At 70.9% G+C, this 16,475-nt stretch carries 10 protein-coding genes; all 10 read left to right on the top strand.

Annotated elements, in window-relative coordinates; translation table 11 throughout:
• Positions 1-39: 39 nt before the first annotated feature.
• The 10 genes from QM517_RS10455 (at position 40) to QM517_RS10410 (ending at position 16,406) form a co-directional block, all read left to right on the top strand.
• Complete coding sequence (locus QM517_RS10455) at positions 40-2,415, top strand: GH39 family glycosyl hydrolase (protein WP_283287229.1); 2,376 nt, start codon at positions 40-42, stop codon at positions 2,413-2,415.
• A gap of 195 nt (positions 2,416-2,610) precedes the next feature.
• The gene (locus tag QM517_RS10450) at positions 2,611-9,099 is read left to right on the top strand and encodes a family 78 glycoside hydrolase catalytic domain (RefSeq protein WP_283287227.1); all 6,489 of its coding nucleotides are present in this window, start codon (positions 2,611-2,613) and stop codon (positions 9,097-9,099) included.
• Between the two features lie 230 nt (positions 9,100-9,329).
• Positions 9,330-10,328, top strand: coding sequence for a metal ABC transporter solute-binding protein, Zn/Mn family (locus tag QM517_RS10445; protein ID WP_283287226.1), 999 nt, complete (start codon positions 9,330-9,332; stop codon positions 10,326-10,328).
• On the top strand, positions 10,325-11,137 hold the full coding sequence (locus QM517_RS10440) for a metal ABC transporter ATP-binding protein (RefSeq protein WP_283287225.1): 813 nt from the start codon (positions 10,325-10,327) through the stop codon (positions 11,135-11,137). Before QM517_RS10445 ends, QM517_RS10440 begins: the two co-directional genes overlap by 4 nt.
• Positions 11,134-11,994, top strand: coding sequence for a metal ABC transporter permease (locus QM517_RS10435; RefSeq protein ID WP_077051175.1), 861 nt, complete (start codon positions 11,134-11,136; stop codon positions 11,992-11,994). The genes QM517_RS10440 and QM517_RS10435 overlap by 4 nt, the downstream gene beginning before the upstream one ends.
• Positions 11,995-12,036: 42 nt before the next feature.
• A complete protein-coding gene (locus QM517_RS10430) occupies positions 12,037-12,450 on the top strand; it encodes a Fur family transcriptional regulator (protein WP_077051176.1) in 414 nt (137 codons plus the stop codon).
• A complete protein-coding gene (locus QM517_RS10425; RefSeq protein ID WP_283287222.1) occupies positions 12,431-13,465 on the top strand; it encodes a permease in 1,035 nt (344 codons plus the stop codon). Before QM517_RS10430 ends, QM517_RS10425 begins: the two co-directional genes overlap by 20 nt.
• A complete protein-coding gene (locus QM517_RS10420) occupies positions 13,458-14,315 on the top strand; it encodes a TIGR03943 family putative permease subunit (RefSeq protein WP_278103040.1) in 858 nt (285 codons plus the stop codon). The genes QM517_RS10425 and QM517_RS10420 overlap by 8 nt, the downstream gene beginning before the upstream one ends.
• On the top strand, positions 14,305-15,711 hold the full coding sequence (locus QM517_RS10415; protein ID WP_283287219.1) for a hypothetical protein: 1,407 nt from the start codon (positions 14,305-14,307) through the stop codon (positions 15,709-15,711). Before QM517_RS10420 ends, QM517_RS10415 begins: the two co-directional genes overlap by 11 nt.
• Positions 15,708-16,406, top strand: coding sequence for a DNA-3-methyladenine glycosylase (locus QM517_RS10410; protein ID WP_283287218.1), 699 nt, complete (start codon positions 15,708-15,710; stop codon positions 16,404-16,406). The genes QM517_RS10415 and QM517_RS10410 overlap by 4 nt, the downstream gene beginning before the upstream one ends.
• Positions 16,407-16,475: the final 69 nt, after the last annotated feature.

Raw genomic sequence — 16,475 nt, 5'->3', positions numbered from 1 at the left:
GGCGGGTGCGCCGTCGGATTCTCAAAGAAGAGGAGAGAAGTGTCCATCAAGAGAAACGCGACCGTCGGTGCCATGATCGGCGCCCTTCTGCTAGCGGGGGCGTCGGCGCCTCCCGCGGTCGCCGCCAGCTCGGTGACGTTCAGCGCGACTTACGGCACGGATTCGGGGCTCCAGCTCGACGACAGCCGGCTGCTCAACGGTTCGCAGGGCGGTTATGCCGTGACGAAGAACCTCCACCTCCTGCCCGAGACGCTGGGTGAGGTGAACTCCACCGGCGTTCGCTCGGTCCGCATCGACCACATCTTCGACGACGACTTCTACGGGCTCGTCTCGCGGAACGCGTCCGGGGCGCTCACCTTCGACTTCACCAAACTCGACTCGGTCGTCCTTCCGGTCTTCGATCAGGGCATGGTGCCGTGGTTCACCTTGAGCTACATGCCCGGGGCCTTGGCGAAGGACAAGTTCACCGCGCCCTCCAGCCTCACCGACTGGTCCACGGTCGTCTCGACGACCGTGAAGCACTACGCCGACCTCGGACACACCGGCCTGAACTGGGAGGTGTGGAACGAGCCCGACTTCGACTTCTGGAAGTCGGGCACTTCGGCGTTCAACGACCTGTACGCGGCGTCGGCGAGCGCGGTCAAGAGCGCCGATTCGACCGCGCAGATCGGCGGGCCCGCGGTCTACAACATCCAGGCGCCCATCATGGGGACGTTCCTGGACTACATCGCCGCGCACCCGACGGTACCGTTCGACTTCGTTAGCTGGCATGACTACGGCGGCAACGACTTCTCGAAGTCGGCGACCGTGGCGGGCATGCTGTCGTCGCGGAACATTCCGGCGAAGAAGCAGTACGTCACCGAGTGGCACACCACGGCTGCTTTCGGTTCCACTCCGGGTGGTGACGCCGACACGAACGTCCTCGCCTCGTATGCGGCGCGCCGTCTGACCTCGGCGCTGCTCCAGCCGACGCTGAACGGGGTGTTCTTCTTCAGCCCCGTCGAGGGATGGAACCCGACGGCGGACTTCTCCACCGACCTGGGCCTGCTCACCGTGGAGGGACACCGCAAGGCTGTCGGAAACGTCTTCGAGATGTTCGACCTGATGCCCTCGACGGTGCTGACCTCGACGACGTCGGGTGCCCCGACCGATCGCTCCGTCGGGGCGATCGCCACCGGTGACACCGGGAGCAAGACTACGGCGTTCCTCGCCTGGAACGACGGCACGGATGCCTCCACGGTCTCGCTCTCGGCGAGTTCTCTGCCGTTCGGGTCGTCCAACTTCTCGGTGACCCGGTACGACGTCAACTCCACGGCCGGCAACTACTACGCGGATTGGTCCGCGGGGACGCGCAACCGCACGACTGGGCCCAACGAGCTGCTGCGTCCCTCCAGCGTGAACGTGGCGGCACCGGCATCGACGTGGTCGTCGCAGGTGAGCCTGCCCGCGAAGTCCGTGTCGCTGTTCGTCCTGGCCCCGTCGACTCAGTCCACCGGCGCCGTGGCCGTGACCACTCCCACGTCGGCGACGAATGTTGCGCGCGCGAGCACGGTGACCGCCTCCTCGAGCTACACCGGTGGCGGCTGGGGCGGGGCGAAGCTCGTCGACGGCCGTCGCCACACGTACGACTCGTCCGACACCGGCGGCATCTCACAGGGCTTCACCTCGGATGCGACAGCGACGGCCTCCGCCACGCAGTGGGTGCAGCTCGATCTCGGCAGCGCGAAGTCGTTCGACACTGCCACCCTGTGGCCGCGGGACGACCAGGATGCCGACGGTGCCGGGTTCCCGGTCGACTTCGTGCTCGCGGGGTCGAACGACGGAACCATCTGGACCTCGCTCGTGAGCAAGACGGGGTACAAGACGGGCCAGAAGGTGGCGGGTCCGCAGGTGTTCTCCACCGGGAAGGCGTCCTACCGCTACGTGCGTCTGACCGCGACGAAACAGGGCCAGCCGATCACAGAAGGGGCGTCGCAGGTGTACCGCCTGCAGCTCGCAGAGCTCGAGCTGACCAATGCCGGCATCCTGAACCCGGGATTCGAGAGCGGCGACCTCACCTCGTGGTCCGTCGAGGGGGCGGCATCCGTCGTCGCCACCAACCCGTACGACGGGCGCTATGCGGCGACGTTCACCGGCGCGGGCAAGGGCGTGTACCAGGTGGTCTCGGGCCTCACCCCGAACACCACGTACACCTTCACCGGCTTCGCGAAGTCGTCGGCCGGTGAGCCGGTGTACCTCGGGGCGAAGAACTTTGGTGGCACCGAGATCTCGACGCCGGTGACGAGTTCGCACTGGAAGCAGGCGTCGGTGACCTTCACCACCGGCGCGTCGGCGACCTCCGCGCTGCTGTACTTCTACAAGAACAGCGGTTCCGCGACGGCGTGGGTCGACGGCGGGGTGCTGGTGAAGCAGTGACCGGATAGTCGCTTGAAGAAGTCGCCCCTCCTCGCGATCGCGGGAGGGGCGACTTCTTTGAGGGAGGTCTTCGCATCCTCTCAGCGGGATGATATGTTGACGTGAACACTGAAACGATTCAAAGTCGTTTCTCCCCCTCGATGCGAGCTCGCCGCTGAGCCCGCTGGACCGCAATCACCGACGATTGGATCCGTCTTGACGAACACCGCCCTCTCGGCGTCGACCCCTCGTCCGTCCTCTCCCTCCGCTTCGCGGCCGCTGCGTCGCGTCACTGCCGCGCTCACCGTCGCCGTGCTCGCCGCCGGTACGGTGCTCGCACAGACGGCTCCCGCCCTGGCCGCTCCGGCGTCGTCCGCGTCCGTCGCCGCCGCGCCCAGCGTCACGGGACTCGAGACCGAGCACCTGACCGATCCGATCGCTGTGGGCACTGCGACCCCGCGCTTCAGCTGGCACTCCGAGTCGGACGCGCGCGACCAGACGCAGTCGGCCTATCGGATCCAGGTGGCGCCCTCGGCCGACGACCTCGCGGTCGGCCGCGATCTCCTGTGGGACTCCGGCAAGGTCTCCGGCGACGCGCAGATCCTCGTCCCCTATGCGGGCGAGGGGCTGGCATCCGGAACCACGTACGCCTGGCGCGTGCAGGTGTGGAACCAGGACGACGCGGCGTCGACGTGGAGCGACGTCGCGACGTTCGGCACCGGCCTGCTCGACGCCTCCGACTGGAGCGCCCAGTGGGTCAACCCGGCCGGCGGGGTCGGCACCGGGGGTTCGTACCTGCGCGGTGTCGTCAGCCTCAGCGGCCAGCCCACGAGCGCCCGCCTGTACGTCTCGGGTCGGGGCACCTACGAGCGCGGCAACGACGGCCAGGGCATCTGCTGCGGCCAGGACTTCGGCCTGAACCGCAGCATCTACGTCCCGTTCCTCAACGGCGACCGCGTGGGCGACGCCGAGTACGAGACGCAGCCCACCGACAGCCGGAAGCGGTCCTACTACCGCACCTACGACGTGGCATCCCAGCTGAAGGCCGGTGAGAACGCCCTCGGCTTCACCATCGGCGAGGACTCCGACGTCATCGCCCAGCTCGTGGTGACCTACGCCGACGGATCGACGCAGACCTTCGGGACGGATTCGTCGTGGACCTCGGTCGCCGGTCCCACGACCCGTGCCCACAAGTACAACGGCGAGCAGTACGACGCCCGACTCGTCCGCGCCGGGTGGGACACGCCCACCGGCGGCGGCACCGGTTGGCAGCCTGTCGACGTCGTCTCGGGCGATCGGGGCGCCCTGGATGCCGCTCCCAACGAGCCGATGCGCGTGATCCGCGAGATCCAGCCGAAGTCGATCACGGAGTACGCGCCCGGCCAGTACCTGCTCGACTTCGGGCAGAACATCTCCGGCCGCACGCGCCTGACCACCACGATCGCTTCCGGTGCGGTCGTGACGGTGAAGCTCGGCGAGAAGCTCTCCAACGGCCGCATCGACAACGGGGCGATCGGGGCGCAGCAGACGGCAACCGTCACCGGCGCGGGTGCGCCCCTCGTCTTCCGGCCCAGCTACGGGTACGCGGGCTTCCGCTACGCCGAGGTCACGGGGCTGGCGTCCGCCCCGACGGCCGACACGGTCGTCGCCGAAGAGATCCACAACGACGTCGAGAAGGTCGGGACGTTCACCTCGTCGGAGGACATCCTCAACCGCCTGCACACAGCCGACCTCCAGACGCAGGTCAACGGTCTGCACGGCATCCCCGAGGACACTCCGACGCGTGAGAAGCGCGGATGGATGGCCGACGCGCACGTCGCCGCCGAGGCGACCATGGGCAACTACGACATGGCCGCGTTCTACACCAAGTGGACCGCCGACATCCGTGACGCCCAGCGTCCCGACGGCCGCATCCCCGACATCGTCCCGAACGAGCTCGGCGGCTGGGAGAACGGCTCCGACCCCGCGTGGGCGGTCGCCGGTGTGCTCGTGCCCTACTACGCGTGGCAGGACTACGCCGACGACGGACTCATCGCCGCCAACTACGACGCGATGGCCCACTGGGTCGACTACGTCGGCACCACCACGACCGACGACATCGTCACCAACCCGACCTCGCAGTGGGGCAACGACTGGCTCTCGATCGAGCAGACCGACGGACGACTGTTCCGCACCGGGTACTACTACTGGGGCGCCCAGATCGTGGCGGGATTCGCGGAGCGACTCGGCAAGACCGATGACGCCGGGCGGTACTCGGCCCTCGCCGACCGCATCGAGGCGGCCATCAACCGCACGTTCTTCAACGGCGTCGACAGCTACGGGTCGAGCCAGTTCGCCGAGGCGTTCCCGCTGACGCTGGGCATCGTGCCGGCGGCGCAGCACCAGCGCGTGGTCGACACCCTCGTGAAGAAGGTGCAGGACCGCGGCGGCAAGTTCACCGGTGGTCTTCCGGGCACCCACTACATCCCGCTGGCTCTCGAGCAGAACGGTCGATCCGACCTCGTGCTCGCCAACCTCCGCGACACCACGAAGCCGGGTTGGGGGTACATGCTCGACAACGGCCCCGGCACCATCTGGGAGGACTGGGATGGCGCGAACTCGCTGAACCACCCGATGTTCACCTCAATCGACGACTTCCTCTACACCGCGGTCGCGGGCCTGGACCAGGCATCGGATTCGACCGGATACAAGGACATCGTCTTCGCGCCGAAGGTGACCGACACGGTCGCGAACGCGCAGGCCTCCCGCGAGACGCCGTACGGTGAAGCGTCCATCTCGTGGAAGAACACCGACGGCGCCGTCTCGATGGACGTGTCGGTGCCCTTCGGGGCCACCGCGACCGTGCGTCTCCCCGGTGCGACGGTGGCCGGCACGACCGAGTCCGGCGGAGTGGCCGCCGAGGCCGTCGGCGTGCACACCATCGCGCAGGACGCCGACGACGTCGTCATCACCGTCGGCTCCGGCGACTACTCCTTCGCGCACGACGCCCGCTTCGGCGACCTCGTCACCGCTCGTGACGCAGCCGCGGCCGCGTCGACGGCCGTGGCGGCGCTCTCCGACGTCGACGCCCGCGCCGCGCTCACCGATCGTGCCGCCGCCGCGGTCACGGCCACCGGCAAGGCCCTGGCGGCCTACCGGGCCGGGACGGACGTGGATGCCGCCGGTGCGCTGGCCGCCGTCCGCGCTCTGCGCACCGGGGTCGACGAGGCCGGCCTGGATGCCGTGTCGGCGCCGACCGTCGCGACGCCGGCGGACCGCGCGATCGACGCGCTGTCGCAGTTCATCGGCGAGCGCGCGGGGGCGACGCTCACGGCCCGCCTGTCCGACGCGGTCGTCCGGCCGGGCGGCACGGTCGACCTTTCGGCCACGCTGAGCTCCACCGGTTCGCTCGGTGTCGACTCGATCGCCTCGCGGCTGTCGCTGCCGGGCGGATGGACGGCGGCCACGACCGCCGACTGGACGCCCGCGCAGGTGACGGCCGGGGGAATTTCCACCGCGGCGTACTCGATCTCGGCTCCGGCCGAGGCGGTGCCGTCCGATCAGGTGCTCGCGCTCGAGGTCGACTACGTCGTCGACGGCGTGACGCTCACGCGCCGCATCGAGATGCCCATCCGCCTGGACAGCGCCCTCGCCGTCGGCGACGTCGTCATCGACCCGTCGGTCGCCGACGCCGGCGGACGTGCCTTCGCCCGCGTGCCCCTCACGAACGTGCGGGCCTCGGATGCCATCGATGCGACCGTCTCGGTCTCGGGCCTGCCCGCGGGATGGACGGTCGACGGCGACGTGTCCGTCACGGTTCCCCCCAGCGGTGCGATCGACGCGATCGTGCCCCTCGTCGCGGCGGCGGATGCGGACAGCGGCCGTGCCGTGGTGACCGTCTCCGACGGTGCCGGGGTGAGCGTCCAGAAGGATGTCCTCCTGCTCGTGCGAGGCTCGACCTCGTGCGGTCTCGACCCGACCGGCGCCGCGTGCCTGCCGTCCACGACGAAGCTGATCTCGAGCTTCGAGTCGGGCACGGAGGGCTGGGTCGCCGGTGAGAACAGCTCGTCCGTGGCATCCGTCGGCTCGTTCGCCAACGGTCCCGGTCGTGCCTCCTCGGGCGCCAAGGCCCTCGAGGTGACGCCGGACGGCTCGCCGCAGCGGGGTGCCTGGCGGTCGACGTCGGTGACGCTGGACACGCCGGTCTCCACGGACGGCGCCCACTCGCTCGTCCTGGATCTCGACAGCTACGGCGGTGCCGGTTCGACCTACGTCGGACGTGTCGTCGTGACGGGTGCGACCAAGACCGCGAGCGTCGAGCAGGCGGTCACCCCCGACCAGTGGAACCGTCTCGTCGTGCCGCTCGCGGCGCTGGAGGGCGAGGATGTCACCGGCGTGACCGTATCGTTCCGCGCAGACGGGGCGCAGGCGTGGGGTGGCAAGTTCCAGATCGACGCCGTCGGTCTGGACTCCTCCTCGCCTTCCGCGCCGAACCTGGCACAGGGCAAGAACGTGTCGGCGGGAACCTGGCTCGACGGCTGGGGCTGGGGACGCTCGATGCTCACCGACGGTGCGCTGACCTCGACGTCCAGCGCCCACGGGTACACCAGCGACCCCGCCCGCGCGTCGGCGACCACCACGGAATGGGTGTCGGTCGACCTGGGCTCGGTGCAGCCGGTCACGCGCGTCGTGCTCTACCCGCGCACCGCCGCAGGCTCCGAGTCGGCGGCGATCACGGGTCGCAACTTCCCGCGGGACTTCCAGCTGCAGGTGTCGCCCGACGGTGCGACCTGGACCACGGTCGGGACGTTCACCGGTCAGACCGCCGAAGACGGCCAGCCCCGCACCTATCGCGCGGATGCCGGGACCACCGGTCGCTACGTGCGGGTGTGGGTGACGACGCTCGGCCAGGGCGCGCCCGACGAGGGCGGTGACGCGAACGGCGGACACCGTCTGCAGCTCGCCGAGATGCAGGTCTTCGGCGTCGACACCGACGCGCGCATCGAGCAGCAGCCGAAGTCGGCTCGCGTCGACGCGGGAGCCGACGTGGACTTCCGCGTCGGGGTGTCGGGTGACCCTGCCCCAACGGTCGTCTGGGAGCAGTGGACGGATGCCGGGTGGCAGGACGTCGTCGGGGGCGCCGGAACGACGCTGCGCCTTCGCGGCGTCACGGCCGACGAGGACGGCGCGGTCTTCCGTGCCCGCGTCTCGAACGGGCAGGCGCAGCCGGTGTACTCGGACGAGGTCACGCTCTCGGTGTCTTCGACCAAGGTGTCGATCACGGCGCAGCCGAGCGACGTCCTGCGCACCGGTGGCGACACGTCCGCTGTGACCTTCGAGGTCGGGACCGCCGGATCGTCGGTCCGGGTGCAGTGGCAGCGGGCGGGGGCGACCACCGGGTGGACGATCGTCCCGGGTGCCACCGCGAACCGTCTGGAGCTGCCGTTCGCGCAGGTCGCCGACGGCGACCGGTTCCGCGCGGTCGTGTCGGATCCGTTCGGCGACTACGTGGTGTCCGACGAGGCGGCCTTCCAGCTCCTGGTGGCCCCGACCGTGTCGGGCCTGCCCGCTGATGTCGCCGTGCGCCCGGGTGCCACCGTCACCCTCACCGCGGTCGTCGCCGGTTCGCCGCAGCCGACGCTGCAGTGGCTGACCCGTTCGGGCGCCGAGGGGCAGTGGATGCCGGTCGACGGCGCCACCGCCGCCGAGCTGTCCTTCACTGCGACGGCGGACCAGAACGGCTCGCAGTGGGTGCTGCGCGCGACGAACGCGGCCGGCGAGGTCACGAGCGACCCCGTCTCGCTGCGGGTCGACGAGACCGTCGGCGATGAGACAGCACCGCTGGTGTGGGACACGATCTCGGGTGCGGGCGATGACGGCTGGCTGCGGTCGGGTGCATCCGTGACGCTCGAGGCGTCGGACGACGACAGCGGGGTCGCGGCGATCGAGTACCGCCTCGGCGACGGCGAGTGGACGGCGTACACCGCGCCGGTCGCGCTGCCAGACGGGACTACGACGTTCTCGTACCGGGCGACCGATCGCGCGGGCAACGTGGCCGAGACGGTGGTCCGCAACGTGCGCGTCGACGGTGCGAGCCCGCGACTGAGCAGCTGGCTGGGCTCGGACGGACGCGTCGTGGCCGTGGCATCCGACGGCGGCTCGGGCGTCCGAGCGCTGCAGTACTCGGCCGACGGCTCGACGTGGGGGGATTCGCTCGCCGCGGCGCCGGCCGATCTCGGCGAGGGCGCGCAGGTGCGGGCCGTCGATCGGGCGGGCAACGTCAGTGACGCGGTGCGACTCACCGCGGGCACAGCGCCCGCGCCCGTTCAGGTCGCCGCCGGTGTGGAGCTGGTGATCGAGGCGAACGGGTTCGCCGCGGGCTCCCAGGTCGCCGTCGAACTGCACTCGGTCCCGACGCTGCTGACGACGGCGACCACGGACGCGAACGGCATCCTGTCGGTGCGCGTGACGGTTCCCGCCTCGGTCGAAGCGGGCTCCCACACGATCGTGCTCGTGCCGGTGACGCAGTCCGGCGACGGTTCGACGTCCGGCGGGGAATCGCAGGGCACCGTTTCCATCCCGGTGGACGTGCTCGCCGTGACGGGCGCGGATGGGCGGGGGACGCCGTGGCTCGTCGGGGGAGCGGCCGGCCTGACGCTCCTGGGGCTGGCGCTCTTCGTGATCGCCCGCCGTCGCCGCCCGGTCGACACCGCCGACCTCGACTGAGAAAGCTTGCGTCGGCATCCGCGCCCCTCTCCGGAGGTGGTGCCGGATGCCGACGCGGCGTTCCGGGGCCCGGTCGCGTCCCTGACGCCGGCATAAACGCTTCTCGCGCGCATAAACGCGGGGAGAGCGCGTTTCTGCGCGCTGAGGGCGTTTATGCGTGATCTAGAAGACGTCGCCGACCCACGCTCCTGAGTTTGAGAACGGTTATCACTACCGATACAGTGGATGCCATGACCCGACGCCTGCTCGCCCCCCTCGTCCTCGGCGCGGCCTCCGTGCTCGCCCTCGCCGGTTGCGCCGGCACGTCGCCCTCGGCCGGGTCGACGCCGGGCGCGGACGGCAAGGTCGCCGTCGTGGCATCCACGGATGTCTACGGCTCGATCGCGCAGGACATCGGCGGCGACTTCGTCGACGTGACGTCGATCATCACGTCGCCGACGCAGGACCCGCACGAGTACGAGGCCAGCGCCCAGGACCAGCTGACGCTCAAGGGCGCGCAGCTCGTCATCGAGAACGGCGCCGGATACGACTCGTTCATGGAGTCCCTGGTCGAGGCGAGCGGCTCGACCGCCGAGGTCCTCACCGCCGTCGAGTACAACCACGACTACCCGGGTTCCGAGTCGCACGACGACTCCAGCGCCGCGCCCAGCGAGAGCGCTGACGACCACACCCACGCCGAGGGCGACGGACACGACCACATCGAGGGCTTCAACGAGCACGTCTGGTACGACCCGCACACCGTCGAAGACCTCGCGAAGGCGATCGCCGAGCACCTCGGCGAGCTCGCCCCCGAGCACGCCGCCGACTTCACCGCCAACGCCGACGCCTTCGTGCAGCAGATCGCCGGACTCGAGGATTCGCTGGGTCAGATCGAAGCGAAGGATGCCGGGGCGAAGGTGTTCGTCACCGAGCCCGTGCCGGTGTACCTCATCGAAGCCGCGGGTCTCGTCAACGCGACCCCGAACCAGTTCAGCGAATCCGTCGAAGAGGGCCAGGACGTCCCGCCCGCGACCCTGCTGGAGTCGCTCCAGCTGATCGACTCGGGCCAGATCCAGGTCATGATCGTGAACCCGCAGACCGGCGGTGCCGAGACCACGCAGGTCATGGACGAAGCGAAGTCCAAGAACATTCCGGTGCTGGAGTTCACCGAGACGCTTCCCGAGGGCCAGACTTACCTCTCGTGGATGCAGAGCAACATCGCCGCGCTGTCGGACGCCCTGGCGGCGTGAGCGACGCCGTCCCCCTGCGCATCCGCGGCGCCGCGCTCGAACGCGACGGACGCGAGCTGTGGTCCGGGCTCGACCTCCAGGTCGAGCCCGGCGAGCTCGTTGCGGTCCTCGGCCCCAGCGGCTCGGGCAAGACGACGCTCCTCCGGGCCATCCTGGGCCTCGAGCGGCTGAGCGGCGGCACGATCGAGGCGCTCGATGCGCCCGTCCGCCGCGCCGGCAACCGCCGGATCGGCTACGTGCCGCAGCAGCGGCCCCTGCCCCGCGAAACGCCGTTGCGCGGGCGCGACATCGTCGGTCTGGGCGTCGACGGGCACCGGTTCGGGCTGCCGTTCTCACGCCGGAGGGATCGTGCCCGCATCGACGAACTGCTCACGGCGGTAGGTGCCGACGCGTTCGCCGACCGCCCTGTGGGGTTGCTCTCCGGCGGCGAGCAGCAGCGGCTCCGCGTGGGGCAGGCACTCGCCGACGACCCCCGCCTGCTGCTGTGCGACGAGCCCCTGACGAGCCTCGACCTGGCGAACCAGCAGGCCGTGGTGCGGCTCATCGACCGCCACCGTCGCGAGCGCGACGCCGCGGTGCTGCTGGTCACCCACGACATCAACCCCGTTCTGGCGAACGTGGACCGCATCCTGTACATCGCCCACGGCCGTTTCACGCTCGGCACCCCCGACGAGGTGCTGACGTCCGAGACGCTCAGCGCCCTTTACGGCGCACCGGTCTTCGTGACCCGCGCCGGCGGACGGCTCGTCGTCGTGGGTGCGCCCGACGCCGACGAAGCCCACCACCACCACGACGAGGACGACGCATGAACTGGGCGGACGTGGGCGACGCGCTGTTCGGCGGTGTGAGCCAGTACGGGGCGATCCTCGAACTCGTGCAGAACTCCGTCTACGCGGGCGCGGTGCTCGGGCTCGTCGGCGGACTCATCGGCGTCTTCGTCATGCAGCGCGACATGGCGTTCGCGGTGCACGGCATCAGCGAGCTGTCGTTCGCGGGGGCGGCGGTGGCGCTCCTCATCGGTGTCGACGTCGTGTCGGGGTCGATCGTGGGGTCGCTCATCGCGGCGGCGATCATCGGTCTGCTCGGAGCCCGTGCGCGCGACCGGAACTCGATCATCGGCGTGCTGATGCCCTTCGGCCTGGGTGTCGGCATCCTGTGCCTGTCGCTCTACAACGGCAGGAGCGCCACCCGGTTCAGCCTGCTGACCGGGCAGATCGTCTCGGTGCAGAGCGCCCAGCTCGGCTGGCTCGTCGTCATCGGGCTGATCGTGCTCATCGCGCTGCTGATGATCTGGCGCCCGCTGCGGTTCGACTCGCTCGACCCGCAGTCCGCGGCCGCCCGCGGTGTGCCGACGACGGCGGTGTCGCTGGGCTTCATGCTGCTGCTCGGACTCATCGTCGCCGTCGCCGTGCACATCATCGGCGCGCTGCTCGTGATGGCGCTGCTGGTGACGCCGGCCGCGGCGGCGATGCGGGTGGCATCCGGTCCGCTCTCGGTGCCGCTGCTGGCGGCGCTGTTCGGCTTCGTGTCGGCCGTGGGCGGCGTGCTTCTCGCGGTCGCGGGGACCCTGCCGGTGAGCCCCTACATCACCACGATCTCGTTCGTGATCTACCTCGTCTGCCGGGTCGTGGGGGCGCGACGCGACCGCACCACCCGGGCGGTGTAGCCGCCCAGGCGATTCACCACCGGCCTCGGTAGACTCGGCGGCATGGTCCAGCGCAACACGTGGCAGCGAGAGCGCGTACGCGAAGCTCTCGCCGGCGCCGGCGGCTTCGTCAGCGCGCAGTCGCTGCACGCCACCCTGCGCGACGAGAACACCGGCATCGGCCTGGCCACCGTGTATCGCGCGCTCGCGGGACTCGCCGCCCAGGGCGACGCCGACTCCCTGCAGAGCCCCGAGGGCGAGAACCTGTTCCGCGCGTGCGAGACCCGCGGCCACCACCACCACCTGATCTGCCGTTCGTGCGGCGTCGCCGTCGAGATCGAGGCCGACGCGGTCGAGGAGTGGGCGCAGCGCACCGCCGCCCAGCACGGCTTCTCGCAGGCCGAGCACGTGGTCGACATCTTCGGTGTCTGCGCCGACTGCGCCCTCGCGCGCGCCCGTGAGCGTGGCGACGACTAGTCGCTCCGTCGCGTCGGCACCCCCGCGTTCCGGCGTCGCGCGCACCTTCGTCGGCCTCGGCGTGGGCGTTGCGGTCATCGCCGCGCTCTTCCTCATCGACGCGTTCGCGCCCACCTTCTTCGCCGCACCCCTGCCCACCCGCGCGCAGGACGGTCTGACCCTCGCGCTCAGCGTCCTGATCGAGTCGTTGCCGTTCGTCGTGCTGGGTGTGCTGCTGTCGATCATCGTGCAGGTGTGGGTGCCGCCGGGGGCGATCGAGCGGTGGATGCCACGGGCACCGTGGGCGCGCCGGGCGGTGCTGTCGCTGCTCGGCATGCTCATCCCGGTGTGCGAGTGCGGCAACGTCCCGTTCGCGCGCGGGCTCCTCATGCGCGGCTTCCGGGTCTCGGACACGCTGACCTTCCTCGTGGCCGCGCCGATCGTCAACCCGATCGTCATCATCAGCACGCACGCCGCGTTCGGCTTCAGCGACGGCATCCTGGTCGCCCGTCTCGTCGGCGGCTTCCTCATCGCGAACCTCATCGGGTGGCTCTACAGCCGGCATCCCGATCCCGACAAGCTCCTCACCGAGCGCTTCCTCGAGACGTGCGAGATCGTCGTCCAGGAGCGCGGCGGTCGCGGCCGCCGGTCGCTCGCCCAGTTCGTCGTCGAGCTGCGCTCGGTGATGCCGGCGCTCATCATCGGCTCGATGGTGGCGGGGGCCGTGCAGGTGCTGATCCCGCGCAGCGCGCTGCTGGCCATCGGCTCCGATCCCGCGCTGTCGATCGCGGCGATGATGGTGCTGGCCGTCGTGGTGTCGCTGTGCTCCAACGTCGACGCCTTCTTCGCGCTGTCCTTCGCCTCGACGTTCACGCCGGGGTCGATCGTCGCCTTCCTCGTTGTCGGTCCCGTCGTCGATCTGAAGATGTACGCACTCCTGCGCACGACCTTCACCACGCGCGTCCTCGTCGGGTTGACCGCGATCGTGGTGCTGTCGGCCTTCGCCCTGGGAACGGTGGTGAATCTCCTTGTCTAGAACGGGTGCTCTGGCCACTCGGTGGCTCGGTGTCGGGCTGACCGCGTGTCTCGCGGTCACCACGATCGCGCTGTGGCTCACCGGTCGCATCTCGCTGTACGTCAACCCCGACTCGGCCTGGTTCGCCGTGGGGATGGCGGTCGTGGCCGTCGTGGGGGCGATCGCGACGTTCGCGCTGCCCCTCGGGGCCGAGGCCGACCACGGCCACGATCACGAGCACGGGCACTCCGCGGCACCCGCTCTCGCACGCCGCGAGGCGTTCGCGCACGCCGACCACGACCACGGCGATGCGCCGGACGAGCACGACGTCGCCGCTCACGACCACCTCGCCGCGCGGCCCCGACTCACCGTCGCGGGCCTCGCCGCGTTCAGCGGCGGCCTCCTCGCGTCGGGAGCGGTCGTGGCCGTCCTCCTCACCCCGCCGGCGTCGCTGTCGGCCGAGCTCGCCGTCTCGCGCGACGTCGGCGCTCCGCCGCTCTTCGTCGGCTCCGACGTCGTGACCCTCGCCGCGTCGGGCGACACCTCGCAGTTCGGCATCGGCGACTGGTCGGCGATCTTCGCCCACGCGACCAACCCCGAGACCTTCGACGGGAAGCCCGTCACCCTCACCGGGTTCATCACCCCCGGGCAGGACGGGGCGACCTTCGACCTCACGCGGCTCGTCATCACGCACTGCGTGATCGACGCGCAGACGGCGCGGCTGCCGATCACCGCCGCGGGATCGGCTCCGTCGACGGGGCAGTGGGTGACGGTGACCGGAACGGTGCGCTCCACCGGCGACGGCGCCCTCGAGGTGCGCGCCGACCAGGTCGCGGCGATCGACGAGCCGGCGGACCCGTATGAGTACTGACTCCCGCCGCGCCCGCGCGCGCAAGCGTCGCGGCCGCGGGTTCCTCCTCGCCTTCGCGGCGGTGCTGGGGGCGCTCGTCCTCGTCGGCGGTGTCGGCGGCGTCGTCTCCGTCGCCCAGGGTCCGCGGGTGACGGACGTGCAGGTCGATCCCGCCGCCGCCGTCGCGGCATCCGGTGCCCGGGTCATCCTCACCACGACCCAGTCACTCGAGAAGATCGACGCCTCGCAGGTCCAGATCGAGCCGGCGACGCCGTTCACCGTCGACACGTCCGGCCGGAGCGTCGGCATCCGGTTCACGCTCCCGCTGCGCGACGACTCCGACTACACCGTCACCGTGAACGGGGTGAAGGGCCTGGGAGCCGGACCCGCGTCGACGCTGAGCGAGACGTTCCGCACCCCGCCGCTGTCGGCGTTCCTCCTGCAGCGCGGCACCGCCGACGGCGACACGATCTTCCGCACCGACCTGCACGGCGACGCGGGGCTGCCGGTGTTCACGCACGAGCACATCGAGGACTTCCGTGCGACCGCGAACCACCTCGTCGTCTCGGTGCGCGAGGGCGACAGCGCGCGGGTCATCGTGACCGACCTCGACGGGCAGAACGCCCGCGACATCGCCCTGCCGGGACCCGGCTTCGTCTCCAACCTGCAGTCGGCCGACCGGGGCGAGCGCGTCGGGTTCACCTTCTCGGATGCCACCCTCGGCACCACCGGAGGGCGCGAAAGCAAGCTGTTCACGGCGTCGGCCGCCGACGACGCGCCCCCGGTGGAGATCGGTCTCAACGGCGGCGACGTCCGCGTGGCCGACTGGAGGTTCGTGCCCGACACCGACAGCATGCTCGTGCTGACGTTCGATTCACGGCTCCTCCTCACCGACGCGCAGGGCGGCAACGCCGCGCCGCTCGGCAGCGCCCTGTCGATCGACGGCATCGCGCGCGGCTCGTCGGTGGCGATCGTCGAGCGGCTCGAGGGCATCCGCGAGATCGACCTGACCGACGGATCCGAGCAGGCGCTCGTCGCCCCCGTGGACCCGCCCGGGATGCCGGGGCGTGCGACGCCGGTCCCGGGGGCGGGCGCGGGGACGATCCGGTCGTTCGCCGACATCGGCTCGGACGGTGCGTACCGCGCCACCACGATCGGCCACGTCGACACCGACGGCACCGTCCGCGCGCTGCTCGAGGTGCCCGGCACCGACACGGTGTTGCAGACGTGCGTGTCGCCGAGCGGACGCTACGCCGCGGTGCTGGTGGCGCCGAAGGCGGTCGACAACCCCTTCGACCGCTACCAGCTGCCGCTGCCCGGGCGCCTGCAGACCCACCTCGTCGAGATCGACTCCGGCCAGGAGGTCGCCGCTCTGCAGGGGTTCGACCTGTCCTGGTGCCAGGTGCCGCCCGGATGACGCGACCCGCCACGCGCGACGACCTCGCGGGGCTGCCGGTCGAGGTCGCGCCGTCGCTGCTCGGCGCCCACCTCGAGACCGTCGTCGGCGGCGAGACCGTGCTGCTGCGCATCAGCGAGGTCGAGGCGTACCACGGGCTCGGCACGGGCGACCGTCCCGATCCCGGGTCGCACGCCCGCAGCGGCCCGACCGCGCGCAACGCCACGATGTGGGGCGAGCCCGGGCACCTCTACGTGTACCTGAGCCACGGCATCCATTCGTGCGTCAACGTGGTCTGCGGGCCCGAGGGGGTGTCGGGCGGTGTGCTGCTGCGCGCCGGCGAGGTGATCGAGGGCGCCGCGGTGGCGGATCGGCGCCGACGCGAGCGCGGGGGCGTCGTCCGGACGCCACGCGACCTGGCCCGCGGGCCGGGACGACTGGGGGATGCCGTGGGCCTGCGGCATCCTCTCCACGACGGGATCGACGCCGTCACGGGTGCCGAACGGGCGGGTGCCCGGGCGCGGCTGCTCCTGCCCGCCGAGCCGTCCGCGGCGACGACCGGACCGCGGGTGGGCGTCGCGGGCATCGCGGGGACGGATGCCTTCCCCTGGCGGTTCTGGATCGACGGCGACCCGACGGTGTCGCCGTTCCGGTGGGGGCGTGGTGCGGCGGAGGTGGCGGCCCGTCAAGGCGACACGCCGGGCGTGCTAGACTGAACGCTTGTCTGCGCGCACTCCAGCACGCAGTACGTACCCCTCCTTCCGATCCCGGCCTCGTGCTGTGCC

The sequence above is a fragment of the Microbacterium sp. IEGM 1404 genome (genome assembly GCF_030056775.1).
In the GTDB taxonomy this organism is placed as follows: Bacteria; Actinomycetota; Actinomycetes; order Actinomycetales; family Microbacteriaceae; genus Microbacterium.
The sequence above is the reverse complement of the archived record's forward strand: the minus strand, read 5'-3'. Positions and strand labels throughout refer to the sequence as shown.